The 23,397-nt window shown below is 62.0% G+C and carries 22 protein-coding genes; 13 read left to right on the top strand and 9 right to left on the bottom strand.

Annotated elements, in window-relative coordinates; genetic code table 11:
* Positions 1 to 27 precede the first annotated feature (27 nt).
* A complete protein-coding gene (locus GY725_08150; GenBank protein ID MCP4004150.1) occupies positions 28 to 933 on the top strand; it encodes a hypothetical protein in 906 nt (301 codons plus the stop codon).
* 46 nt (positions 934 to 979) lie between these two features.
* Here the strand turns inward: GY725_08150 and GY725_08145 are convergent, their stop codons facing one another.
* Entirely contained in the window at positions 980 to 2,371 is a 1,392-nt protein-coding gene (locus GY725_08145; protein MCP4004149.1) for a phosphotransferase family protein, read from the bottom strand.
* 75 nt (positions 2,372 to 2,446) lie between these two features.
* Between GY725_08145 and GY725_08140 the strand changes: the two genes are divergently transcribed.
* From GY725_08140 to GY725_08115, 6 genes are read left to right on the top strand one after another with little or no spacing between them, the layout of a single operon-like run.
* Positions 2,447 to 3,118, top strand: a complete 672-nt coding sequence (locus tag GY725_08140; GenBank protein ID MCP4004148.1) for a TetR/AcrR family transcriptional regulator — start codon at positions 2,447 to 2,449, stop codon at positions 3,116 to 3,118.
* Positions 3,119 to 3,496, top strand: coding sequence for a hypothetical protein (locus GY725_08135; GenBank protein ID MCP4004147.1), 378 nt, complete (start codon positions 3,119 to 3,121; stop codon positions 3,494 to 3,496).
* Positions 3,489 to 5,207, top strand: coding sequence for an NAD(P)/FAD-dependent oxidoreductase (locus tag GY725_08130; GenBank protein ID MCP4004146.1), 1,719 nt, complete (start codon positions 3,489 to 3,491; stop codon positions 5,205 to 5,207). The genes GY725_08135 and GY725_08130 overlap by 8 nt, the downstream gene beginning before the upstream one ends.
* A 37-nt stretch (positions 5,208 to 5,244) precedes the next feature.
* A complete protein-coding gene (locus GY725_08125; GenBank protein ID MCP4004145.1) occupies positions 5,245 to 6,876 on the top strand; it encodes an NAD(P)/FAD-dependent oxidoreductase in 1,632 nt (543 codons plus the stop codon).
* Positions 6,873 to 7,367, top strand: a complete 495-nt coding sequence (locus GY725_08120) for a hypothetical protein (protein MCP4004144.1) — start codon at positions 6,873 to 6,875, stop codon at positions 7,365 to 7,367. The genes GY725_08125 and GY725_08120 overlap by 4 nt, the downstream gene beginning before the upstream one ends.
* Positions 7,364 to 8,905 carry an aromatic ring-hydroxylating dioxygenase subunit alpha gene (locus tag GY725_08115; protein MCP4004143.1) on the top strand — a complete coding sequence of 514 codons (1,542 nt, stop codon included), beginning with the start codon at positions 7,364 to 7,366 and terminating at the stop codon, positions 8,903 to 8,905. Before GY725_08120 ends, GY725_08115 begins: the two co-directional genes overlap by 4 nt.
* A gap of 49 nt (positions 8,906 to 8,954) precedes the next feature.
* Here the strand turns inward: GY725_08115 and GY725_08110 are convergent, their stop codons facing one another.
* Genes GY725_08110 through truD form a run of 4 tightly spaced genes read right to left on the bottom strand, consistent with a single transcriptional unit; the run spans position 8,955 to position 13,840 of the window.
* Positions 8,955 to 9,410, bottom strand: a complete 456-nt coding sequence (locus GY725_08110; GenBank protein ID MCP4004142.1) for a nuclear transport factor 2 family protein — start codon at positions 9,408 to 9,410, stop codon at positions 8,955 to 8,957.
* A 34-nt stretch (positions 9,411 to 9,444) separates the two neighbouring features.
* Positions 9,445 to 10,908, bottom strand: a complete 1,464-nt coding sequence (locus tag GY725_08105) for an AMP-binding protein (GenBank protein ID MCP4004141.1) — start codon at positions 10,906 to 10,908, stop codon at positions 9,445 to 9,447.
* Between the two features lie 47 nt (positions 10,909 to 10,955).
* Complete coding sequence (locus tag GY725_08100) at positions 10,956 to 12,626, bottom strand: acyl--CoA ligase (GenBank protein ID MCP4004140.1); 1,671 nt, start codon at positions 12,624 to 12,626, stop codon at positions 10,956 to 10,958.
* Positions 12,627 to 12,682: 56 nt separating this feature from the next.
* Positions 12,683 to 13,840, bottom strand: a complete 1,158-nt coding sequence (gene truD / locus GY725_08095; GenBank protein MCP4004139.1) for a tRNA pseudouridine(13) synthase TruD — start codon at positions 13,838 to 13,840, stop codon at positions 12,683 to 12,685.
* Positions 13,841 to 13,957: 117 nt separating this feature from the next.
* Between truD and GY725_08090 the strand changes: the two genes are divergently transcribed.
* The 3 genes from GY725_08090 to GY725_08080 all read left to right on the top strand — a co-directional run bounded on the left by GY725_08090 (position 13,958) and on the right by GY725_08080 (position 16,713).
* A complete protein-coding gene (locus tag GY725_08090) occupies positions 13,958 to 15,136 on the top strand; it encodes an acyl-CoA dehydrogenase (GenBank protein ID MCP4004138.1) in 1,179 nt (392 codons plus the stop codon).
* Positions 15,137 to 15,140: 4 nt separating this feature from the next.
* Positions 15,141 to 16,271, top strand: coding sequence for an acyl-CoA/acyl-ACP dehydrogenase (locus tag GY725_08085; protein ID MCP4004137.1), 1,131 nt, complete (start codon positions 15,141 to 15,143; stop codon positions 16,269 to 16,271).
* A gap of 100 nt (positions 16,272 to 16,371) precedes the next feature.
* A complete protein-coding gene (locus GY725_08080; protein MCP4004136.1) occupies positions 16,372 to 16,713 on the top strand; it encodes a hypothetical protein in 342 nt (113 codons plus the stop codon).
* Positions 16,714 to 16,792: 79 nt separating this feature from the next.
* Here the strand turns inward: GY725_08080 and GY725_08075 are convergent, their stop codons facing one another.
* Together GY725_08075 and GY725_08070 are read right to left on the bottom strand one after the other, a co-directional pair.
* Positions 16,793 to 17,146, bottom strand: coding sequence for a PilZ domain-containing protein (locus GY725_08075; GenBank protein MCP4004135.1), 354 nt, complete (start codon positions 17,144 to 17,146; stop codon positions 16,793 to 16,795).
* Between the two features lie 62 nt (positions 17,147 to 17,208).
* On the bottom strand, positions 17,209 to 17,823 hold the full coding sequence (locus GY725_08070; GenBank protein ID MCP4004134.1) for a leucyl/phenylalanyl-tRNA--protein transferase: 615 nt from the start codon (positions 17,821 to 17,823) through the stop codon (positions 17,209 to 17,211).
* 155 nt (positions 17,824 to 17,978) lie between these two features.
* On the opposite strand from GY725_08070, the gene GY725_08065 reads away from it, so the two are divergent.
* On the top strand, positions 17,979 to 19,340 hold the full coding sequence (locus tag GY725_08065) for a hypothetical protein (protein ID MCP4004133.1): 1,362 nt from the start codon (positions 17,979 to 17,981) through the stop codon (positions 19,338 to 19,340).
* Positions 19,341 to 19,544: 204 nt separating this feature from the next.
* Here the strand turns inward: GY725_08065 and gor are convergent, their stop codons facing one another.
* A complete protein-coding gene (gor, locus tag GY725_08060; GenBank protein MCP4004132.1) occupies positions 19,545 to 20,903 on the bottom strand; it encodes a glutathione-disulfide reductase in 1,359 nt (452 codons plus the stop codon).
* A 155-nt stretch (positions 20,904 to 21,058) separates the two neighbouring features.
* Positions 21,059 to 21,445, bottom strand: coding sequence for a dihydroneopterin aldolase (locus GY725_08055; GenBank protein MCP4004131.1), 387 nt, complete (start codon positions 21,443 to 21,445; stop codon positions 21,059 to 21,061).
* A gap of 120 nt (positions 21,446 to 21,565) precedes the next feature.
* On the opposite strand from GY725_08055, the gene GY725_08050 reads away from it, so the two are divergent.
* Complete coding sequence (locus GY725_08050) at positions 21,566 to 22,462, top strand: LysR family transcriptional regulator (protein MCP4004130.1); 897 nt, start codon at positions 21,566 to 21,568, stop codon at positions 22,460 to 22,462.
* The gene (locus tag GY725_08045; protein ID MCP4004129.1) at positions 22,462 to 23,244 is read left to right on the top strand and encodes a hypothetical protein; all 783 of its coding nucleotides are present in this window, start codon (positions 22,462 to 22,464) and stop codon (positions 23,242 to 23,244) included. Before GY725_08050 ends, GY725_08045 begins: the two co-directional genes overlap by 1 nt.
* Positions 23,245 to 23,397: the final 153 nt, after the last annotated feature.

Here is a 23,397-nt window from a genome sequence, read left to right as displayed (position 1 = left end):
ATGCGTGGACTCGCCCAGAGGAGAATCATGACCGAGGTCAGCGAGCAGGACGATCAATTTCATCTGCCTACCGGCGACGAACCGTTCTGGACTGAAACTTGCTGGTTCTCCTTCGACCAACCGGAGCGGAACCTCTCCGGGACGTTCTATCCGGTGTTCCGTCCGAACCTCGGCGTGGCCTCGCTCACTGTCACGCTCTGGGACGCCGATGCGATCGAGCCCTGGCGCGCTCGCTACCACCGTTCGTTATGGCACCTGGCCATGCCGAAGGATGAGCTGACCGATCTCGTGTTGGGGGGACTGCACTACCAGATGCTCGATCCGCTGGAGAGGTACCGCGTCCAGTACGAGGATGGCGATCTGCTTCGGGTCGAATTGGAGTACCAGGGACTGGTGCAACCGCACGGCGTGGGAATCGGCGGCGGTCGCGGCCACCTCGACCAACCGTGTAGCGTGCGTGGCGAGGTCGTGCTCGCTGGCGAGAAGATCGAAATCGACTGCCTGGCAATGCGGGACAGGACCTGGCACGTACGGGATGATCTCAAGAGCACGCGCTCGAGTTACAGCTACGGACTTGTATCAGAGCGCGACGGCTTCATGGCGATGGCCCGGCACCACGAGGGTGCCGACGTCGTGATCGCGGGGTTCCTGTTGCGCGACGGAAAGAAGGCCGACCTCGTGCGAGGTCTGCGGCGTGTCGATCGCAATTCTGCGGGTTGGCCCGAGCGCGTCGAGATCGAAGCCACCGACGCGCTTGGCCGCGAACTCCACGCGCGCGGCCGCTGTCGCAGCCGACTCGCGAGCCAGGCCACGCCAGGCATGTTCGCGTGGATGAGTTTCAGCGAGTGGGAGATCGTGGACGGGGACTCGACCCTTCGGGGATTCGGCGAGGATCAGGACATACGATCACCCGATCAGCTGCGAAGCGAATGATCCGACCTGTATCTGTCCGTGGAAAACGGAGCACCGACCCGTGTTGTCACGACACGTCGAACGCTTCGAACGATACGAGGGGACGCGCCGCAACAGGGATCAGATACGGCCAGAGCGCGAGTTGACGCTGGCCTAGCCTGGCAAATAGCCGAATCGTCCTGACGTCGTCAGGTGGAGCCGATTCGGCCAGATGGGCTTCGAGCGCGCGACGCGCCGCAATCGGATCGTCACTTCGCTTGCCGATAAAGCCAGCCAGGTCTTCGAGTTCCGCATTGCGCACGGCCTCGCCCAGCCGATCCGCCGCCTGTAGGTGGATCAACAAGAGATTGAGACCTTGTGCGCGTCGCGCCGCTTCGCCGGAAAGTTGCGGCGCGAAAACCGAAGCGACATCGCTGGCGATCGATGCGAGAATCTCTGCCGTGTCGCTCTCGCGCGGGACGGGTGGCGCTGGATCTGGGTCCAACTCGACTTCCGCCAGCTCGGCCAGCGCGCGCGGCAATAGAGCGCCTAGCAATGGAACGATATGGAAGTAGATGTTCCGGTCGTGTTCTTTGGCACCGCCGTCCAGCGCCGAAAGACACGCAACCAGCCAGCGCAGCATCACGAAAGCGCGATAGTACGCGATGCGCCCGGGGTCGATGGCCAACCCGGTGCGCTCGCTCCAGCGCCGTAGTTGCTCCGCGAAATCACCGACATCGGCATTCATGTGGTGGCCCCGAAACGCGAGCCAGGCCAGATCATCCATCGGATCGCCGAGGTGTGCGAATTCCCAATCGAGGAGCGCCGTCACGAGGCCGTCCTCATGCAGAAAATTTCCAGGCCCTACGTCACCGTGACAGAGCACGGTGCGCTCCACTTGTTTGGGAGCGTGGCGTCCGAGCCAGTCGAAGGTGAAGCGGGCCAATGGCGCTGGCCGCGTGACTCGCGCATCGAAGACCCGCCGCCACAGTGCGAGATCACCGAGGGCATGATCGATTCCTGTTTCGGGTCGGTGGAAGCCCGCCAGTTCGAGGTCGCGCGCGGGTACGCAATGAAGGTCAGCGATGGCATCTGTGTAGTGCTCCATCACCTGCGCGCGTGTGGCGCTATCGAGATCGTCGAGGGATTCCCGACCGGTGGCGCGCTCCACCAGGATCGCGTCCCCCTCGGGCGTGGTCGCAATCAGCGCGGGGATCGCAATGCCCTTGCCCGTGAGCGCTCCGTAGACCTTGGCCTCGCGAGCCAGCGTGAGTTCCGTCCCGGCGACGGGACCACTGCCGGTGTCGACGCGAAGCACGCACTCGCGTAGCGTCCCGTCCGGCTTCTCCAGACTCAATAGATACGTCGCACGCGACGATCCGGTTGCGGGTCGCTCGCTCCCGCGAATTCTCCCACCCGCCGTGCTCTCGACCCAGCGGATGAGCCGCTCGTCGAGGTCGCCCGTGATTTCTTCGGCCAAGTTCGCCCCCGGGATCGTTGTACTTGAAACTTTAACATGATAAAGTTTTCTCTTGCAAGCCAGCTCGGAGAAGCAGTGCGCGACCCCTCGATGAACCTGCGAGAAGCTCACAAGGCCGGACGCCGCGAGCGCATCCTCGAATCTGCGCGGCAGATCATCGCGAGCGAAGGCCACGACGCCCTCACGATGCGCGCGCTCGCCAGCGAGTGCGGCGTCTCGGTCCCGACGATCTACAGCCTGGTGGGAGGTCGCGACGACGTGCTCTTTGCGGCGGTCGAAGACCACTTCGTCCGGTTGCTCGGGGGAATCGAGACGGGCGAAGCCGCTACGGCCATCGACAAGGTGTTCTCGATTCTCGAGGCGTGCTGCCGCGAACTGGTGCACTCGCCGGGCTACTCGCGCTCGCTTCTGCATCTTTTCCTCACGTCGCCCGGTCACGGCATCGGCCGGCGCGTGTCCGAGGCACTCCACGCCCAACTCGTGGATGCGCTCGAAACTGCACGCGAGACCGGAGAAATCGTCGACTGGGTCGACCCGAAACAACTCGCCCATCTCATTGGCGCCCAATCCTCACAGGCCATGCTCCAATGGGCGAGTCGCGATCTCGGGGCAGAACGACTTCGCGCACTCGCCGAACTCGCTGCCAGCCTGTTGTTATTGGGTGTCGTACCTGAACCCACGGCCGAGTCGTTGCGGGCACGAGCGCGTCGTACGCAGCGCACCTGTGCGGGAATCAGGAGCCACTGAATGGAGTTATGGTCCAAAGGTCTGGGCAGAATGGTCCTCGAGGTGCGCTTGTCCGACCGCAATGAGATGCGCAGCGAAACAGAGGGCGTCGTCGTTCACGGAACGATGGGGCCTCCGGTCTACTGGGGATACGCGGTCACTCTGGGCGGCGGAGACGTCGTAGATTTCATCGCGCTTCTCGAACAACCCGCCGCCGTTTCTTTTCTGGTCAAGAGTCGCCAGCGCTGGAACATCCTGGGATCGGCACTGCTCTCGATGCTTGTGTTTGCGGGAGCATTCGCGCGCCGACTACTCGTCAGCCCCCGAGCTCGCACCACGACTGCAAGCTCACACGCCGAAGGCGAAACCGTCCGCCAGGGAGAGAACACGGATGCCTAGCACCGGACCCGAACGAGAATACGATGTCATCATCGTCGGAGGCGGAATCAATGGCCTCACCGCCGCCTGCTATCTGCAGAAGTCGGGGCTCCAGGTCGCGTGCTTCGAACGCAGACTGGAAGCGGGTTCCGGATGTTGCACCGAGGACATCCTGCACCCGGGCGTCAAAGTGAACCTCTGTGCCTGCAATCTGCTCACACACTGGTCACCGGCCTTCGGGGATCTCGAACTCGACAAGTACGGTCTGGAAATGCTGACCTCGGGTGAGTGGGGAATGTTCCACCCCTTCAAGGACCGAAGCGCGGTGATGTTCAACTCTTTCAGCGCACGTCGCCAATACGAACACATGCAGAGTATCAACGCGCACGACGCGGAGATCTTCAAATCCACTTACAACCTGGTCGCACCCTTACTGTCGGGGGTCACCATGAGTTCGTCTTTCACTCCCGCCACACGCGGTCCGGAAGAAGCCGTGGCTCCGGGGGGCTTGATCGACGTCCTGCGCTCGATCATTCCCGACATCCCGGAGAACGCCCACGAGCTCGACGGCATACAGATGGCGGAGGCGGTCTACCAGGACGAAAAACTGCGCACGGCGATCCTGTCCAATTGCATCATGATGGGAGTTCACCCGTGGGAGCGGGGCTCCGGCACGTTCATGCCCCTGCTCTTTCCCGTGATCCAGTCGATCATGAGTGCCACATGGACGGCCCGAGGCGGAAGTCACGCGGTGACCCACGCGCTGTGTGCCTGTTTCGCGGCGCATGGGGGCCGGCTCTTTACCGGCTGTCCCGTCGAAAAGTTCATCATGAACGGCGACGAGGTCCAGGGCGTCGCTCTTTCAGCCAACGCGGTCTACCCCGAAGCCGAAGTCTGGGCACGTCGCGCCGTGGTGAGCAATCTCTCCTGTCATCCGACATTCAAGGGACTGATCGGTGAGGAGAAGTTGGCTCCCTGGATCAAGAAAGGCGTCGACGACTACAAGAACGACGAAGTCGTGTTGTTCACCAACTACTGGGTGCTCGACAAACCGCCGCATTGGGAGGGGTATCCCGAAGAAATCAATCGTGGGTTCGGTTTCAACTTTGGAATCGAGAGCATTGCCGATATTCGTCGCCTGGAGCAGAACTTGAACGACAACGTACTCCCCGACCCACCGATCGTCGCGGGCTTGTCGGTTCAGGGCTTTTCGCTGGCAGATCCGACTCAGGCCCCGCCGGGACAGTACACGGCGATGTGCTGGGCCAACGTGCCCTGGGAGCTGCCAGGACACGGCGGCCCCGAGAAGTGGGACGTGATCAGAGAGGACTACGGCGACCGCGTGGATCGCCTGCTCGCCGAGTACAACCCGGGCTTTCTCGACTCGGTGGTCGCGCGCTACTGCAACACACCCCTCGACTACTACCGCAAGAACCCGAGCATGGTGAAGGGAAGCACGTGTAGCGGCCCTGTTAGCTTGAAGTGGTTCGGAACGGCTCGCCCCTTCCCGGGTTGCGGGGCCCCGCGCACACCGTTTGGAAACCTCTATCTCAGCAACGGGATCTGGCCCTACGGCACTTCGAATCTCGGTTCCGGGTACTGCGCTGCACTGGTGGTGGCGGATGATCTCGGGGTCAAGAAGGACCAGGACTGGTGGCGACACGACGCACTCGGGGCGGGCTTCGAGATGCTGCGCGGTCGGGGCATCGAAATCGATCTTCACCTCGACTGAACTTCGGGCAACGAGCAGACGAGGGCTTGGGTGAAACGTGAAAAAGCTGGATGAACAATACGATGTGATCGTGATCGGCGGGGGACCCAACGGCCTAACAGCCAGCGCCTATCTCGCGCGCGCAGGAGCGAAGGTACTGCTCCTCGAACGCCATCACGAAGGCGGGGGCGGCCTGATCACTGAAGAATGGTCGGGCTTTCGTTTCAACACCCACGCCAAGCTGATGTTGATGATGGACGTGATGCCGCCCTACCGCGACCTCGATCTCGGCGGCTGGGGCTGTCGCTATGTGCAACCCGACGTGGCGGCCTCCATCCTGACTCGCGATGGCCGGGCCATGACGTTCTACTCGGACATCCAGAAGACGGCCCAGAGCATCGCGCGCTTCTCTCCCGACGACGCAGAGCGCTACGTCGGGGTCATGGAAGACTGGTACACGATCGTCAACGAGGCGCTCATTCCAGCCACCTACGCCCAGCCAATTCCCATGCTCGACATGGTCGTGAGCTATCAACAGAGCGAAGTCGGCGCCCTCATCAACGAGATGGCGGAAGAGACGTTCCTCGAAACACTGGATGCGGCGGGATTCGAAAACGAGTTGCTCAAGACTGCCCTGCTCTACCTGGGCACCATGTACGGAATGGATCCTGAGGGCGGTCTGGGTTTCATGCTTCCGCTGTTCGTGACCCGTCTCCTTCACGCCAGCATCGTGCAAAGTGGTTCCCACCAGTTGGCGGCTTCGATCTCGCGATTCGCCACGCGACACGGCGCGACGATCGAACGCGCAGCCGAGGTCTCGCGGATCCTCACGGATGGCACCAAGGCGGTCGGTGTGCGACTGACCAGCGGCGAAGAGATTCTCGCGCAGAAGGTCGTCACCACCACGAATCCGCAGACGACCTTCCTAGATCTGATAGGGGAGGATACCTGTCGCGCCGCTTCCGATACGTTGGTTTCGACGACGAAGGCCTGGGAATGGGAATCGACGAGTCTCATCAACGTCCACTACGCCCTCTCCGAGAGACCGCGCCACGATGCCGCGGCCTTCGACCCCGATGCCGACAGAGCTCTGATCAAGATCATGGGCGTCGAGACGTGTGACGAACTCCTGGAACACATCGCGGCCGTGAAGCAGGGGCGCTTCGGCTTTATCGGCGCCGGACTCACGATGACCGACTTCGATCCCATGCAAGCCCCCGTCGACGTCGAGTCCGGAAGTGCCGTCGCATGCTGGGAGGCCCTCGCACCGTACGAGAACGCGGAAGGCAGCTGGGACGCACTCGAGATCGACTACGCCAAGAAGATCCTGGAGGTGTGGAGCGCGTACGCGAGCAATCTCGAGAACGCGACCGTCATTCGCCAGTACGTGAATCATCCCCTGCACATCGAGAATCGGCTTCCGGACATGAAACAGGGATCGATCAAGCACGGAGCCTATCTTCCCACCCAGATGCTCTCGAATCGGCCGAATGCCGACTGCTCCTCCTATCGCACGCCGATCGAAAATCTCTACGTCTGCGGCGCGAGCGTCTGGCCCGGTGGCATGGTCCTGCTCGGCGGCGGGTACAATGCAGCGGGCGTCGTTGCGGACGATCTTGGCCTGGAGCGCTGGTGGACCGAACCGGAGTATGTCGCCGAAGCGCGAAAGAAGGGGCTCGTGGGCGGATGAACTTCTGGTCGAAGGGACTGGGCGAGAAGACGATCGATCTTCATCTCGGCAAGGGCGAGGCACACCCCGGCGCCGACCAGCTCTACGTGAAGGGACAGACCGAGGCGCCGGTTTCCTGGGAGTACATCGTGGCCCTGCGGGGCGAGGACTTCGTGGATTTCTTCGCACTCCTACGCGACCCGGCGATGGCGGACTTCATCTACGACTCACCGGATCGCTGGCGCTTGCTCGGAGGGATGATCGCCGGAGGGATTCGAGCCGGAGGCCGGATCGCCTTCGCCGCGCTGCGTAACGCATCGAGAACTGGCGTCACGACGGAACTGGTCGAACTCGAGCTTCCACCTCGTTCGGTCGCGAAGAAGACGCGCGGACAAGGCAGGCGACTCGGGTCCAGGCGGCTTGCCGGCGCCACAGGAATTGCAACGGACACGAAACCCGCGATGACCGGACAGAAGCCACAGACCGGTCGAGAAGAGGAGAAGAAGTCATGACCGAAATTCTGACGGGAACGGATCGCTCGGCTGGGATCAACTATCAGAAGCTACTGGACACCGACAGTCATCCCGTTCGCGATATTCTTCGAGTCGAATCGCCCATGCCGCCGGGCCCCACAAGAGTTCCCGTTGAGCGCTACTTCTCGCAGGAATTTCACGACCTGGAAGTGGAGAAGGTCTGGAAGCGCGTCTGGCAGATGGCCTGCCACGAAGACGATATTCCCGACGAAGGCGACTATCTCGTCTACGACATCGCCCATCTCTCTTTCCTCATCGTTCGCTCCGGACCCGATGAGTTCAAAGCTTTTCACAACGCCTGTCCCCACCGTGGACGACTCTTGCGCGATGAACGTGGCAAGTGGGCGGGCGAACTGCGCTGTGCGTTTCACGGCTGGAGCTGGCGCCTCGATGGATCACTGAAAGAGATCCCGTGCCAATGGGATTTCCCGTCGATCAAGGAGGATGAATTCGGTCTCCATGACATAAAGGTGGGGCGCTGGGGAGGCTTCATCTTCATCAATCCCGATCCGGACTGCGAACCGCTGGAGAGCTATCTCGGCAATCTATCGGATCATTTCACACTTCTTCCCTACGAGAGACGATACAAGGCGGTTCATGTCGCCAAGGTCCTGCGTTGCAACTGGAAGGCCGCGCAGGAGGCCTTCATGGAGGCCTATCACGTCGTGGCCACCCACCCCACCATCCTCGGCGCCATCGGCGACGCGAATTCCAAGTACGACGTCTTCGGCAATTTCTCGCGAGCGATCTCGCCAAACGGAACACCGAGTCCCCATCTAGCGGGTATGCCGGCGGCGGAGCCGCTTCCAGATGCCACTCTCTACCGGAAGCTCAGGCACGCACTCAGCGGACATATCTTCGAGGCCGGCGATGACGGGCTCGTTCACGTGACGACCAAGGATGGAGCGGTCAGCAAGTTCACCGCTGAAGGCCTTCACGTCGAAGGTCCGCTCGGGCAGGCCGATCCGAACATGTGCGGTTGGATCGGTGGACGCCACCTTCCCGACAGCGAAGGCACACCCGCCTTGCCACCGATTCCAGCGGGATCCGAGCAGAACGTACGTTCGGCTTTCGCGGCCCCGGCGCGCGAAGGACTGCGAGCGACGCTCGGCGATCAGGTCGACGGATTCAGCGACGCCGAACTGATCGACTCGATCTACTACACGGTTTTTCCCAATTTCCATCCGTGGGGATCGTTCAACAACATCGTCTACCGCTTCCGACCCAATGGGAGCAATCCAAACGAGTGCATCCACGAGTGCATGTTCTTCTTGCCGCGGCCAACGGGCGAATGTCCTCCGGCGGCTCCGATCCACTGGTTGGGAGTAGACGACGATTGGGTCGACGCACCGGAACTCGGCATGTTCGCCAAGGTTTTCAACCAGGACGTGTACAACCTGCCGCGTGTGCAGCGGGGACTGAAGACCATGAAGCAGCCGTTCGCGATCTTTGCCGACTACGGTGAAACAAAGATCCGGCACTTCCACAAGCTGCTGGAAGAGCGGCTGCAGAAATAGACGAGCCCTACGCGGCAACTCGCGGAACCGGGTGCGGTGCCCCGTCAGCTCAGCTGGGGACCTGTAGCGCTCTGGGCAGGCTGCCGTCCAGATAAGCCTGCTCTTCCATTCGTTCGGCGATGCGCCAGCCTTCGGGCGTGCGGACGAGCTTGTCTATGTAGTACGCACCTACCGTGAAGATGTGCAGGGAGCCGTCCGGATTGGGAAAGCCCATGGGATTGACGACCAGGGTCTTGCCCGTTGCGGTATCGCCGTCGAGTTCAATGACCGAATTGCTGATCGCGTGCACGGTCATCGGAAACGCGGCGAGTGCCTTGCCTAGCCACTCGCGAACCTCAGGGTAGCTACCCGCTACCCCGCCGGAACTCACGTAGTCGATTTTCGCATCGGGCAGAAAGCACTGGTCGAGCAGATTCCAGTCCTTGTCGTCGATCGCAGTGGTGTAGCGGATCAGCAGATCGTCGATTTCGATGCGGTCCGAGATTTCCTGAAGCGAGAGCGCCATGGGAGTCCTCCGGGTCTTGGGTTCGTCGATAATTTCAGTCGGATTCTTGTGCTTCGCGTATGCGCGCTTCGCGCAGCGCCGAGCGGCGCACCTTACCAGCATCGTCGCGCAGCGGCTGTTTCACGTATTCGAAACTGCGCGGGATCTTGTAACGCACGAGGTGTTCGGAAAGATGGGCGCGCAGCTGGTCGTCCGTCACTCCGTCGGGCGCGTCGACGATCGCATGCACAGCAAGACCCAGGTCTTCTTCGGGCAGGCCGATGACTGCACTGGAGCGCACGGTCGGATAGGCGTCGATCGCGGCTTCGACTTCGGCGGGATACACATTGGCTCCGCCGGTCACGATCATGTCGGTCTTGCGATCGGCCAGGTAGAGATAGCCATCCTCATCCAGGTAACCCATATCGCCCAATGTCTCCCAACCGTCGTCGGTCGACCGGGCTTGCGCACCGATGTAGCGATAGGTGCTGCCCTGCCCGCCCGGCGGCATCATATAGACCTCACCGATCTCTCCGGTGGGAACGTCCTTCCCCGCCGAATCGAGGATGCGCACCTTGCGCCCGGCGGTGGGCTTGCCGACCGAGCCGGGGTGTTCGAGCCATTCGCTGCCCGAGATCAGCGTACCGCCGATGCGTTCGGAGCCGCCGTAGGCTTCCATGATCTTCTCCGGACCCAACCAATCAATCCAGGCGCGCTTGAGCCAATCCGGACTCGCCGCTCCCGAACTCATGACCACTTCCAGTGAACTCAGATCGTAACGAGCGCGCACTTCGTCTGGCAGTTTCCAGATGCGCTGCATCATGGTCGGCACGAACAACACCCAGCTCACGCCCTGCTCTTCGATCCGCCGCAGACAGGCCTCCGGTTCAAAACGGGGCATGAGCACGATGCGCCCCCCCGAGAAGAGCGTCTGCCAGGATGTGATGAAAGGTCCAGCGTGGTACAGCGGTCCGGGAACCAGAGTCGTTCCCCCGACGCGCATGCCGTTCTCTGCGACTTCGGGATCCGTCACTCCTGGCGTCTTCTCGACGATCACCTTGGGCCGACCGGTGCTTCCCCCTGAGGTCATGGCGCGCGCACACTCGGGCGTAACCTCGGGCAGGATCGCGTCGGAGAGCGCTGTGTCGGGTTCAAATCCCGCAACGAGGCTGACTCGAGCGGACTGTTCTCCCGGTTGCGCTCCGATCAGGAGTGCGGGGTTCGTCGTCTCGATGATCGCGCGTCGCTCGATTTCCGGCAGATACGAGGAGATCGGAGAAGGCGTAGCTCCCAGCTTCCAGACGGCGAGCACGACCTCGAAGAACTCGATCGAGTTGGGCAATGCGATCGTGACCAGATCGCCCTCCTTCACACCCATTTCCCGATAAGCGCGAGCCAGGCGATTGGAACGGCGTTCGAGTTCTGCGCGCGTGGCGCTTCGGTCTTCGAACACGATCGCCTCGAAATCGGGCGCCTGCTCGGACAACCAGCCGAAAGCTCGTCCAAAAGACATCTGCATGCGGCCGATCCTAACAGGAATCCCCGAAGCTCACGGCGGGTTGCGCTCTACTCGGCAACGAAGCTGTTCTCCGCCTCACCGGCGAGCACCTGCTTGAGCACCTTGCCCGTTGCATTGCGGGGCAAGGGGGCGTCGCGCAGCTCCCAGTGTGCGGGCACCTTGTAAGTGGCCAGGGTTTTGCCCACGAAGAGCGCCAGGGCGTCCGTGTCGAGCTTCACACCTGCACGCGCGACGACGAAGGCCTTCACCTCCTGGCCAAGTTCCGGATGGTCGACACCGACGACGGCCGCCTCTTCGACGTCTGGGTGAACTTCGAGCCGGTGCTCGATCTCCACCGGATAGATGTTCTCGGCGCCGCGCAGGATCAGATCGCGCGCGCGCGCGTTGATGTACAGGCGCCCGTCTTCGATACGGCCGACGTCGCCCGTGAACAGCCAGCGACCCGCTCCAATCGTCTCTGAAGTCGCCTTCGGATTGCGCCAGTACTCGAGCATGATCAACGGGCTGCGGATACATACCTCGCCCTCTCGTCCATCGGGGAGGGTGCGGCCTTTTTCATCTCGGATCTCGACCTGCACGCTGGGCAGAGGGCGTCCGACCGTGGCCGGGAATTTCTCGAGTTCGTCGGCCCAGGCGATCGTCGCGATCGCACCCGACTCCGTCAGACCGTAACCGGTCCCCATGCCCGCACCTGCGACCGGGAACTGCTTGCGAATGCGCTGCATCAGATCGGCACTCAGGGGTGCACCGCCGGAACCGATGCCGATCAGGCTGGATAGATCGTACTTCGCGAGGTCGGGGTGGTTGAGGACCCTGTGCGCCATATCGCCCATCGGAGACCAGTTCGTGACCTCTTCCTTTTCGACCAGGCGCATCACGTCGACGGGATCGAAGCGACCGGAACGCCAGACGGTTTTTGAACCACTCGCGAGCATCATCAGAGCGCCCGTGTACAACCCCGAAACGTGAAAGAGCGGACTGGTCACGAGCACGCAGGTCGGCCGGCGCGGACCGGATGCCTGAATGCCGCGCTCCGCGGCGAGCAGCATCGCCCGCAGCCCGTGTAAGAACTGCAGACCGAGTGCCGCAATCAGATTGCGATGGCTTGCGACGGCCCCCTTGGGTCGGCCGGTCGTGCCGCTGGTGTACAGGATCGAGGCGGGATCGTCTTCGTCGATCGCGGTCTCGGGCAACTCCGCATTGGGCGCGTACTGCACGAGCTCCCTGAACTCGGCTTCCATTTCGACGACGGGTACGCCGACGTCTTCTCCAGCGAGCCGTGCGATGCGTTTTCGATCGCCGATCAGAAGCTTCGGCTCACTATCGGCAAGGCCGTAGAGGATCTCGTCGGCCGCCCACCAGCCGTTCAGGCCGACCGCGATTGCACCCAGGCTCGTCACGGCCCAGTAGCTGATGATCCACTCTGGACAATTCGCAGCCAGGATCGCCACGCGATCGCCCTTGCGCACATCGAAGCGTTCTTGCAGTGCGCGCGCGACCGACGCCACCTGACGGGCGTGCTGCGCGAACGTGATACGACGATCCTCGTACACGATGTACTCGGCATCTCCTCGTTCTGCAGACTGGGCGAGGAGTTCGCGCAGGTTGCCGGCGCGATTCCTGAACACCGCTTGCGTCTCACCGAGCACGTCTTCTTCGGCGAGTTCGAATGGACCGCCGGGGCCGGTGAGCTGAGCTTCGATCTCCTGGATACCCAATCTATGAACTCCGCCTGGTCTTCGAGGCCACGCAGACGCGCGAGCTTCGAACGGGCTCAGGTAGCGCGGTTCAGGGGCAAATCGATACCCGCCTGCCGCAGTACTTCCGTTGCGTAGCTTCCGGAGCGGAGTGCGAACTGCAGCCAGCAGCGTTCTCCCTCGACCTCGACTTCCGGCGTTTCAAGGAACGGGACCAGCAGGGGCCGGCGTTCCCCAGGACTGCGCATGACCCCCTCGCGCTCGAACGCCGCCCAGTCAATAGCCACGTCCGCGCTCCACGCGCGTTCTTCAGCGTCGATTGCGGGATCGGGACGTTGTTTCGCGGTACCCGGAAGCGGTCCGGTCGTGAAAGCATCGAGCTCACCCGGCTGCGCGCGGCGCGTCGTGCTCTCGGCATCTTCAGCCGCACAGCGAAACACGCCACCGCGCGGAGAACGTCCCAGGTCTCCTTCGCGGAGTGTGTAGAGCAATCCAGCGCGCTCTCGTTCCGCGAGTACGGCGTTGAAGATCGCGCTCTGCCCGGCCGACGCAATCAGCTTCAAGTACGCGGGACCGGCCGAGTGCAGGGCCTGGCGGGGATCACCACCCTTGCGAAGCTTGCCAAGTACACGCCCGTCCGCGCCGTGTCGATAGCCGTCGGGGAGTTCGTCCTTCAGAGTCCATACACCGGTCGGGTCGATCACCCATTCCACGGCGCGGGCGAAATCAGCGCGGGCCCAGGCGCGTGCGATCTCCAGCGATGCACCGTTGAAACCGAAGCGCTGCGGACCGAAGCCATTGCGCAGTCCCTGGTGTTGCAGATTCCGCAGTACTTCGTGCAACGTGGTGACTTCGTCTGGCGAAACCTCGAGACACAGGCGAAAGCGGTTCCCGCGCAGATGTCCGCGCCGAAGCTTGTTGCGGTGGCGCGAGACGAGCAGGATCTCGATACGAGCACCGCCCCGGTTCAGTGAAGCGAGGCCCTGAAGGGACTCTTCGGAACCGGACCGAATACTGAATCGTTGTCGGGTGATCGCGTGGCGATCCTTGCGCCCCGCGTAGCCGATGTTTGCGCGGGGAAGCCCGGTGCACTGGGCCAATCGCTCCGCGACGGCCTCGGTGGTCAGGCCTTGCTTCTCGATCTCGACGTACAGGTGTTCGCCGTCGCCCGAAGGTTCGTAGGCGGGGATCTCATGAACGAGGAAGTGTTCACTGCCAGCCAGGAGTTTAGCCATGGGGAGCTACATGCTTACCGGAAGCTGAAGTTGACCGCTCCGATTGAAACACGTTCTAATAATGGAATCCAGTCGAAATCAGCGCTCCGCTGGGAACCTCGATCAGGGAGAGAGGCCATGTACATCGATCTGACCCCGGAATTGAAGACCCTGCGCGAGGAACTGCGCAGCTACTTCGCCGACCTGATGACCAGCGAGTTGAAAGCGGAACTCGCGGCGGGCGGCGAAGGCGGTGGCCCCGAATACCGCAAGGCCCTCAAGAAGATGGGTGCGGACGGCTGGCTCGGGATCGGCTGGCCGGAGGAGTACGGCGGACAGGGGCGCACGCCGCTGGAGCAGTACATTTTCGCCGACGAGGTCCAGCGCGTTGGCTACCCACTGCCTTTCCTCACCCTGGGCACAGTCGGCCCAACACTCATGAAATTCGGCAGCGAAGAGCTCAAAGCAGATTTTCTGCCGAGAATCCTGGCCGGCGAGCTGCACTTCGCGATCGGTTACTCGGAACCCGCCGCGGGCACCGATCTGGCGAGCCTCACCACCCAGGCCCATCGCGAAGGCGACGAGTGGGTGATCAACGGACAGAAGACCTGGACGAGTCTGGCCGACTTCGCCGACTACATCTGGCTGGCCGCGCGCACCGATCCCGACGTGAAAAAGCACCGCGGTATTTCGATGTTGATCGTCCCCACAACGGCGCCGGGGTTCAAGCTGACCGAAATCCGCACGATGGCCGACGTGCGAACGAATGCCACCTATTACGACAACGTCCGCGTGCCCGCTCACTATCTGGTCGGCGGCGAGAACAACGGCTGGGGATTGATCACCAGCCAGTTGAACCACGAGCGCGTCTCGCTGTTCCCGATCGGGCCTTTTCAACGCATGCAGGCCGAACTCCGCGAGTGGGCACAGGAGACCAAGCTGGCGGACGGGCGCCGTGTGATCGACCAGCCCTGGGTTCGACAGAACTTTGCACGCGCACACGCGGGTGGCGAGGCGATCAAGCTCATGCTCTGGAAGCAAGCCTGGACGCTCACGCACAGCACTCTGCACCCGGCAGCAGCTTCGACGGTCAAGGTCTTCGCAAGCGAATTCTTCGTCGACGCCTACCGCTGGTTGCTGGAAATCCTGGGTTCTGTCGGAAAGTTGGAACGCAGCTCACCGGGTGCGGTTATTCAGGGTCGAATCGAACGCATGTATCGCTCCGCACTCATCCTGACGTTCGGCGGCGGAACCAACGAAGTGCAACGCGACATCATCGCGATGGCCGGGCTCCAGATGCCCAACTACAAGGAATAGTGGGATGGACTTTTCGTACTCGGAAGATCAGGAAGCCCTGCGCAACCTCTCGCGAGAAATCCTCGCCGACAAGGCGACGCACGAGCGCCTTTGTGAGATCGAAGCCGGCGACGAAGGCTGGGATCGCGAACTCTGGGCCGAGTTGTGCAAGGCCAGTCTCGTCGGCGCCTGCCTGCCGGGAGCTTTCGGCGGAATGGACCTCGGCATCATCGAGATGACCATCCTGCTCGAGGAAGTCGGCCGCGCTGTCGCGCCCGTGCCGCTCTGGGCAACTCTCGCACTGGCCGCACTGCCGATCGCCGAACTGGGGAACGATGAGCAGAAACAACGCTGGCTGCCCGGTGTCGTTTCGGGTGAGGTAATTCTGACGGGCGCCTTTGAGGAACCCGACTCGGTGAATCCCCTCGAACCTTCGACGAAGGCCGATCGGGATGCCAAGGGCTGGCGTCTGTACGGTACGAAGATCTGCGTTCAATCCGCGCACGTGGCGGCACGTGTGCTCGTACCCGCGCACGCTGAAGACGGAAAGATCGGACTCTTCCTGATCGATCCGAAGGCTTCGGGCGTGAAGCTCGAGCGGCAACGCGCGACCAATCGCGAGCCGGTCTTTACGCTGGTGCTAGAAGGCGCCCGCGCCGAACAACCCGACGTGCTCCAGGAACCGACGAGCGACGAGTCGATCCTGCGTCGAGTCGTCGAGCGAGCAACCGTGGGCCTGTGCGCGATGCAACTGGGCGTGGCCGATCGCGCGCTGCGTATGACTGCGGAGTACACCACGGAACGCGAGCAGTTCAACCGGCCAATCGGCAGCTTCCAGGCCGTGCACACGCGCGCAGCCGATGCATATGTACAGGTCGAAGCCATGCGGGTAACCCTCCAGCAAGCGGCTTTTCTGCTCTCGGAGAACCGGCCCGCTTCAATCGAGGTTTCGGTGGCGAAATACTGGGCCGCCCAGGGCGGCAGTTTCACGACGTACGCCGCACAACACCTGCACGGCGGCATCGGGATCGACAATGACTACCCGCTCCACCGCTCCTACATCTGGTCCCGGCATCTGGAGCTGACGCTGGGCGCAGCCGCCAATCATCTGGAATGGATCGGCGACCAGCTCGCGGAAACACCCTCCGTTTCGTAAGTGATGCCGATCACCGCTGGAATGTGATCTCCACCCGACTCTCTTTCGCAGACCTGCCGATAGACTGGATTGAAGGCAGAACCTTGGGGGAGTGGACAGCGTGCGAAACAAGCGACGAATCCATCTTTCAGAACCGATTCGCGCCGCCTTTGTGGCGGGCAACTCGGAAGGTCGAGGTGTGGTTCAGGACGTGTCTCTCGAGGGCTTCTTCGTTCGCAGCCCTCTTCTGCCCAGAGAAGGCACATCGATCGTCGCCGCATTCAAGACACTTTCGGGCGGTCGTGTATCCGTTCACGGTATCGTGCGCTGGAATACGGCCAACCTCGACACCACCACACTCGGCACCTGTGGTTTCGGCGTGAGCGTGACCCGCCGCAGCGGAGACTACATCGGCTTCGTGGATGGCGCACTGGCGGCAGCGGCCGATCTCGTTCAGACCTGACTCACCTCGGAGTTCTGGTTCCGACGGGGATGCTCTTTCGTTACAGCGCAACGGGCGCAACAAACGCAGCCCGCGCCTGCTATTCGACTTCGGGCTTGCGAACCGAGAGCAGGAGTTCGAAATAGGCTTCGGGTGCCGAGACGATGCGCAGCCCGAGACCGCCCATTTCCAGCGCCGCGAGGGAACGATGTGATGTGCGCCGGCGAGCGACGCGGGCAATCAGATCGATGGGGTCGGAGTCGACGTCGTAGAGGCGTACTTGAACCTCGGTGTCTTCATCCGCGACGGTTTTGGTTTGGATGAACAGGCCTCGAGCAGACAGGTCAGTCACCACACCCCGGCAGTTCTGACCCCGGATGCGCATCTCGCAGGTGATCCTCCGGGCGCTGCGATCGAAATCCCGTCGCGACTTGTCAGATTCATTCCGGGCCACGGATCGGATCATCGGAGTCAGAAGCCCGACGCTTGAGCGACCGATCTCGAAGCGAGGCCAGACTAGTCGGCGGGCCAGACGGCCCGTCGCGCGATGGCCCGCTCGAGCAGCTCCAGATACCGCTCGCGTGAAACCTCCAAGCAGCCTAGACGCTTCAGGTGGGGCGTGCTGAACTGCGTGTCGAGCAGCTCGAAACCACCGGAATTCAGTCGCTCCACGAGATTCACCAGACAGACCTTCGACGAGTCTGTACCCCCGTCTTCGGGCCGACTGAACATGCTCTCACCGCAGAACGCGGCACCGGCCTGAACACCGTAGAGCCCACCTACTAGCTTGTCGTCGCGCCATGCTTCCACGCTATGGGCATGCCCGAGTTCGTGCAGTCTCACGTAGAGGCGAATCAGCCGCTCGTCGAGCCAGGTCTCCTCCCGCCCGGCGCGCGAAGCGCTACAAGCTCGGATCACCTGCTCGAAATCGCTATTCGTGCGCACCTCGAAGCGCCCGCTGCGCACCACGCGAGCCAGACTGTGCGGCACATGCAGTCCGTCGAGCGGGATGATGGCGCGGGGATCCGGACTGTAGAAATCGAGTTGCCCGGTGCGCGAGTCGGCCATGGGAAAGATGCCACGCCTATAGGCCCAGAGGAGCATCTCGGTTGTGGGCCGCTGGGGATCCATACGCGCGCCAGAACGTGTCACAGGGCTCGTGTCCGGGCAAGCGGGGCATATGGCAGGCCAGCAACGGTCTTCACCATCCTGTCACCTACTCGACACGCCTGCGTGAACGCCTCCGGCTAGAATCGCCGGAAAATGAACCCCAAAGGAGAAAACGGATGTTCTTCACAGAGTGCGCGCGCAGAATCGGCATCATCGCGGCATTCCTGCTGTCGACGGTATTTCTCGCCCTGCCCCCCTTCCCGGTCAGTGCTGAAGAAACCACAGTCGAAGAAATCGTCTCGATCCTCAGGGAAAAGGGACTGATCGACGAGGCGCAGGAAACCCAGCTTCTGGACCGGCACATGGCCGAACGGGCGACGTCCCCGGCGTCGGTCGCTGCGGGAATCAGCAAAGGCATCGAATTCACGGGCGATTTGCGCCTGCGACACGAGACATCCTGGCAGGATACGAATGCGAACGGTTTGAGCAAGAACGATGATCGATACCGCTTTCGCTATCGCGCACGCATCGGTTTCAAGAAGCGAATCAATCCCTGGGCCAAGGTGGGAATGCGCCTTGCGAGCGGTTCCTTCGAAAACGACAGCACGAACCGCTCCGCGGGTACGGAGGTCGTTGCGAGCACGACGAGGGACCGCGGTGAGGACTTCGATTTCGGCAATGATCCGCTCTTCATCGATCGCGTCTGGGCGGAGTTCAAGCTGCCCACTGGCGAGATCGACACGAAGCTGGTGGCCGGAAAGGTCGGCAACCCGTTCATCTGGAAAAATGGCAAGGACCTCTTGCTCTGGGATCGGGACATCAGCCCCGAAGGACTCTATTTCAAGACCTCGCTCGAACTCAATGACGTCGCGTCCGTATTCGCCACGGTCGGTGGCTTCGACGTGGACGAGAACAGCTCCAAAGCCGATGGCATGCTCTACGCAGGTCAATTCGGTTGCCATTTCCGGCCCGGAGGAAGCACGAAGGCCGGGATCCGCGCCTCGCTGTATCAGTGGAAAAACCTCGATGCGGACAACGTGGCTAGAGCCGTTGCGGATGGAAATACGGCTGCGCAGACCTTCGATCTGAACGCGAGCGGAATCGGCGACGCAAAGATCGGCGAGATCAGTGGATACCTGACGCTTGCTGGCCTCGAGGACTGGCCCGTGACGATCTACGGAACTTTCGCGCAAAACTTCGACGCGCAATCCATCGGCGCGGCCGACAAGGACGAGGATGCCTACAGCTTCGGTTTCGAGACGGGTAACAAGAAGAAGTGGGGAAAAATCGGCATCGGCTACTTCTATGCCGAAACCAACTCCCTGATCGCGAACTTCATCGACAGCGATGTTCTCGATTCCAACACGAATCGCAAGGGAATCATGGTCTACGCCTCGAAGCGGCTGGGAAATCACGTCGTTCTGAAACTCACCTATTTCGACAGTGACGAAATCAGCGCTGGCGTGGGCAGCGGTAGCAATTCGCTCGACGGTGCGGATCGCAAGCGTTTGAACAGCGATATCGTATTGAAGTTCTAGGGAATCTCTGCACAGGGAGGAATCGAGCGAGAAGCGGGAGTCGCCGTCTGAGCAAGAAGCGTGATCCGATCGCAGATCCGTAGATCTGCAGAGGGTCGCGCGACGCAGCGCAGGCGGATGCATCGCGCTTCGCAGCCGCAGCCTCCCTGTGCAGAGGTTCCCTAGGCGGATTGGGGTCTCCACCAGGGGAGGAGTGACGGATCGTCAGTCGGTTACTGGCTCACGCATCGTCACGAACTCCTCGGCGGAAGTCGGGTGGATACCGATTGTCGCGTCAAACTGCTGTTTGGTTGCGCCGCATTTCACGGCAATCGCGATTCCCTGCATCAGCTCTCCCGGGTCGGTACCGACCATATGAGCGCCCACGACGCGTTGCGATGCGCGGTCGACGACGAGCTTCATCATCGTCTGTTCTTCCCGTCCGGTCAGCGTGTGCTTGAGCGAGCGGAAAACGGAGCGATAGACATCGAGTTCCCCGTAGGCCGCCCGGGCGGCGCTCTCGGTCAGGCCCAAGCATGCGATTGCGGGCTGGCTGAAGACCGCCGAGGGAACGTTCTGATGGTCGGGCTTCATCGGCGTGTCGTTGAAGAGGGTGTTCGCCAGGCAGATTCCCTCGTGGATCGCCACTGGCGTGAGATTCTCCACACGATGGGTCACATCGCCGATCGCGTGGATACTGGGCACAGATGAGCAGGAGTACTCGTCGACCACAATCTCGCCGGATTCATTGAGATCGACCCCCGCACTCTCCAGCCCCAGGTCGTCGGTCAATGGATCGCGGCCAATCGCGTACAGAATCTGCTCGGCTTCGAGCGTCTCGCCGTTTGTACAGCTTGCAACCAGACCCGTTTCCGCGGACTTGATCCCGTCGATCGAGAGGTCGAAGCGCAGATCGATGCCCTGTTTGCGCATCTGATCGGCGAGGGTCGTGCGCACATCGTCATCGAAGCCGCGCAAGAACAGTGGCCCCCGGTAGGCCAGCGTGGTTTCCACGCCCAGTCCGTGGAAGATTCCAGCGAACTCGACCGCGATATAGCCACCGCCCACAACGAGAACCCGCCTGGGCAGTTCCTTCAGGTAGAAGGCTTCATTGGAGCTGATCGCGAGTTCGATTCCGGGGATCTCAGGCATACGCGGCCAACCGCCGACCGACACCAGAATGTGACGAGCCGTGTATTCCTTGCCCGACACTTCGACACGATGGGCATCGACGATACGAGCGCGACCTTCGATGCGCGTGACCCCGGCCTGATCGAGAAGGCGCGCGTAGATACCGTTGAGGCGTTCAATTTCGCGGTCCTTGTTCGACAGCAGTGTGTTCCAGTCAAAGCCGATCTGGCCGACCGACCAGCCGTAGGCCGCAGCATCCTCGAAATCCTGACGGAAGTGCGCCCCGTACACGAAGAGCTTCTTGGGAATGCAGCCGACATTCACACAGGTCCCACCCAGGTAGCGTTCCTCCGCCACCGCGACGCGTGCGCCAAACGATGCGGCAACCCGGCTACAGCGCACACCACCGGAACCCGCACCGATGACGAAAAGATCGTAGTCGTAATCCGGCATTCCGATTTCCCTTGCTGATTCTGGAACCGGCATCGGTGCCGGTCGGAAGTCCGGGATTCTAGCCTGCATTCCTCGCCACTGTGCGCAGCAAGACGCTGGAAATGCGCGGGTTAGCAGGTCGTGGAAAGCCTCCTGGGAAACCTCCTGGGAAACTGTTAAGGAGACGCTCGAAAACTGTCGCTTTCGGGGTCTCCGAGGCTGAAGCTCACGCCCCCTGTCAAACCCGCCACTGGGGGATGCACCTTGGTCACCTTGAGCCAAAGTTCGGCGTCGGCGGGAAGCATGGGCCGGATTCGCACATAGAGCTCGCGGGCGAGTCGCTCGATGGTCTGGAACTCCCGACGCGCAGCAATGTCGCTCGCGAGTTCGATCAATTCTGCATAACAGACGGTGTCCTTGAGCGCGTCGGTCTCGCAGGCGGACGGGGGCTGGGCGAATCGGATGCGAATCCCCAGATCCACGTCCTGTGGAATCCGCCGTTCATCCTCGCTGCAACCGAGGCGCACGTGCAATCGGGCGGCTTCGAATTCCAGAACACTCATGGGGTCTCCTCGCGGTCGGGCTTGCTCGCGAGAAAATCCTAGTCCAGAATCAGATGATTAGCTGCATTAGTCCTATTTTCCATTTTGTTTACTTGTACTGAACAACTGAGCCGCGACCTGATGGACGTCGACCTGAACAAGATGAAGGTTTTCCTGGCCGTACTCGATGCCGACGGCATCAGCGGCGCCGCCAGGGAACTGGGCTTGACCCGCTCGGCCGTGAGCCAGAGCGTGTCGTCCCTGGAGCGCTCGCTGGGCTTGCAGTTGTTCAATCGGCTGGGTCGGCGCCTGGTACTCACCGCCGAAGGTCGACTCCTGGGTCGACAGTTCCGACACCACCAGGACCAGTTGCGCGAAACCCTCGACGAGATCACGCGGGGCCAGCAAGAGGTTCGCGGACTGATCCGCCTGGGGGTATTCGTCGGGGCCTCGCGTTCGAGACTGGCACGTCTGGTGCGTTCGTTCCTCGCCAAGAACGAACACGCGCAGGTGAAACTACTCTACGGATCGCAACGCGAGCTGACACAGATGCTTTTGGACGGAAGACTCGATTATTCCGTAGTCATCGAGCCTTCAGCCGATACGGCGAGCAAGCTCACGGCAACCCGGCTGTACGAACAGGAACTCGTGCTCGTTTCGCGCGAGAACTCGATCCGAGGATCCGCACTCCTCGCCCAGGTGCGCGATCTTCCAGTGGTCGATTACTACCAGAGCGCGCCCCTGATCGATCGCTGGCTGCGTCACCACTTCGGACGCAAAGCGAGTGCAAGCAACGTCCGAGCCTGGGCCGCGAGCACAGACCTGGTACTCGAGCTGGTTCTGGAAGGTGCGGGCGCCGGTGTCGTTCCGAGACACATCGCCAACTCCTTGCTGAAAGACGGGCATCTGCATTTGATCCGCTCCGGAAAAGCGGAACTACAGGACGCCATCTGGCTCGAAGAACCGGCGGGGGCGTTTCGCTCCGCGGCTCTGCGCGCGTTCCGGGAGTCCCTGCTCGACGGCTTCGGAAATACTTGATGTTCCACATCGCTCACGAGATTACGCCGCCAAAGGAACCGCAAAACGCGATTCTCCTGCGCCGTGCGCGCCTGTTCGAAGACCGCGCGGACGCCATCCACGTCATCCAGCGCCCCGAACGCTGGTCGAGTCTCGAGGCCTCGATCGCACTCGTCCGATCGGGCATGCACGCGGTATGGCATGTGGCAAATCGCGGAAGATCGGAGACCGAGATCCGCTGCGATATCGAGCGGGCGCTCGAAGGCGGAGTGCGTTCCGTTCTGTGTCTGCGCGGCGAACACGATGCGGTCGACAAGCCCGACACACCGAAACTGCGCGAACTCGTGGATCTGCTGCGAACGGCGGATCCTGAGCTGCGCATCGGGGTAACCGCGAACCAGTACGGATCTGCTGAACGCGTGCTGGCAAACCTGCTGCCGAAGCTGGACGCGGGCGCGGATTTCGTCCAGATGCAGCCGGTCTTCGGGCTCGACGATCTGGAGAACCTGGCCGAAGCAATACGAAGGCACGCGCCGCAAGCGCAGATCCTGGCGATGCTCATGCCGCTCTGCTCCGAGCAGGACGCCGAGCGGATCGCCTCGCGACTGGGCGTTCGCATCCCGGAGACGGTGCGAGACGAACTGAGCGAAGGCGGGGCCGAAACGGGCTGGCGAGTATTCGCAGAGCATTTGCGAGAGCTGCGTGAGAGCCAGCTCGTCGACGGCGTGGCACTGATGACCCTGCGCGCGGATCCGGCCCCCGGCGACATCGAGCGCATCGCCCATCTGCTCCAACATCCCTGAGGCCTGCGGGCTAGGGAACCTCTGGACAGGGAGGCTGCGGCTGCGAAGCGCGATGAATCCGCCTGCGCTGCGTCGCGCGACCCTCTGCAGATCTACGGATCTGCGATCGGATCACGCTGCTTGCTCAGGCGGCGACTCCCGCTTCTCGCTCGA

The organism is bacterium, assembly GCA_024226335.1.
In the GTDB taxonomy this organism is placed as follows: Bacteria; Myxococcota_A; UBA9160; order SZUA-336; family SZUA-336; genus JAAELY01.
Note: the sequence above shows the minus strand (reverse complement) of the source record. Positions and strands in the feature narration are given on the sequence as shown.

Excerpts from the sequence above, each read along its gene's own strand:
- GY725_08150 (MCP4004150.1), top strand. The coding sequence starts at position 28 with ATGACCGAGGTCAGCGAGCAGGACGATCAATTTCATCTGCCTACCGGC.
- GY725_08135 (MCP4004147.1), top strand. The coding sequence starts at position 3,119 with ATGGAGTTATGGTCCAAAGGTCTGGGCAGAATGGTCCTCGAGGTGCGC.
- GY725_08130 (MCP4004146.1), top strand. The coding sequence starts at position 3,489 with ATGCCTAGCACCGGACCCGAACGAGAATACGATGTCATCATCGTCGGA.
- GY725_08120 (MCP4004144.1), top strand. The coding sequence starts at position 6,873 with ATGAACTTCTGGTCGAAGGGACTGGGCGAGAAGACGATCGATCTTCAT.
- GY725_08115 (MCP4004143.1), top strand. The coding sequence starts at position 7,364 with ATGACCGAAATTCTGACGGGAACGGATCGCTCGGCTGGGATCAACTAT.
- GY725_08110 (MCP4004142.1), bottom strand. The coding sequence starts at position 9,410 with ATGGCGCTCTCGCTTCAGGAAATCTCGGACCGCATCGAAATCGACGAT.
- GY725_08105 (MCP4004141.1), bottom strand. The coding sequence starts at position 10,908 with ATGCAGATGTCTTTTGGACGAGCTTTCGGCTGGTTGTCCGAGCAGGCG.
- truD (MCP4004139.1), bottom strand. The coding sequence starts at position 13,840 with ATGGCTAAACTCCTGGCTGGCAGTGAACACTTCCTCGTTCATGAGATC.
- GY725_08090 (MCP4004138.1), top strand. The coding sequence starts at position 13,958 with ATGTACATCGATCTGACCCCGGAATTGAAGACCCTGCGCGAGGAACTG.
- GY725_08085 (MCP4004137.1), top strand. The coding sequence starts at position 15,141 with ATGGACTTTTCGTACTCGGAAGATCAGGAAGCCCTGCGCAACCTCTCG.
- GY725_08070 (MCP4004134.1), bottom strand. The coding sequence starts at position 17,823 with ATGGATCCCCAGCGGCCCACAACCGAGATGCTCCTCTGGGCCTATAGG.
- GY725_08065 (MCP4004133.1), top strand. The coding sequence starts at position 17,979 with ATGTTCTTCACAGAGTGCGCGCGCAGAATCGGCATCATCGCGGCATTC.
- gor (MCP4004132.1), bottom strand. The coding sequence starts at position 20,903 with ATGCCGGATTACGACTACGATCTTTTCGTCATCGGTGCGGGTTCCGGT.
- GY725_08055 (MCP4004131.1), bottom strand. The coding sequence starts at position 21,445 with ATGAGTGTTCTGGAATTCGAAGCCGCCCGATTGCACGTGCGCCTCGGT.
- GY725_08050 (MCP4004130.1), top strand. The coding sequence starts at position 21,566 with ATGGACGTCGACCTGAACAAGATGAAGGTTTTCCTGGCCGTACTCGAT.
- GY725_08045 (MCP4004129.1), top strand. The coding sequence starts at position 22,462 with ATGTTCCACATCGCTCACGAGATTACGCCGCCAAAGGAACCGCAAAAC.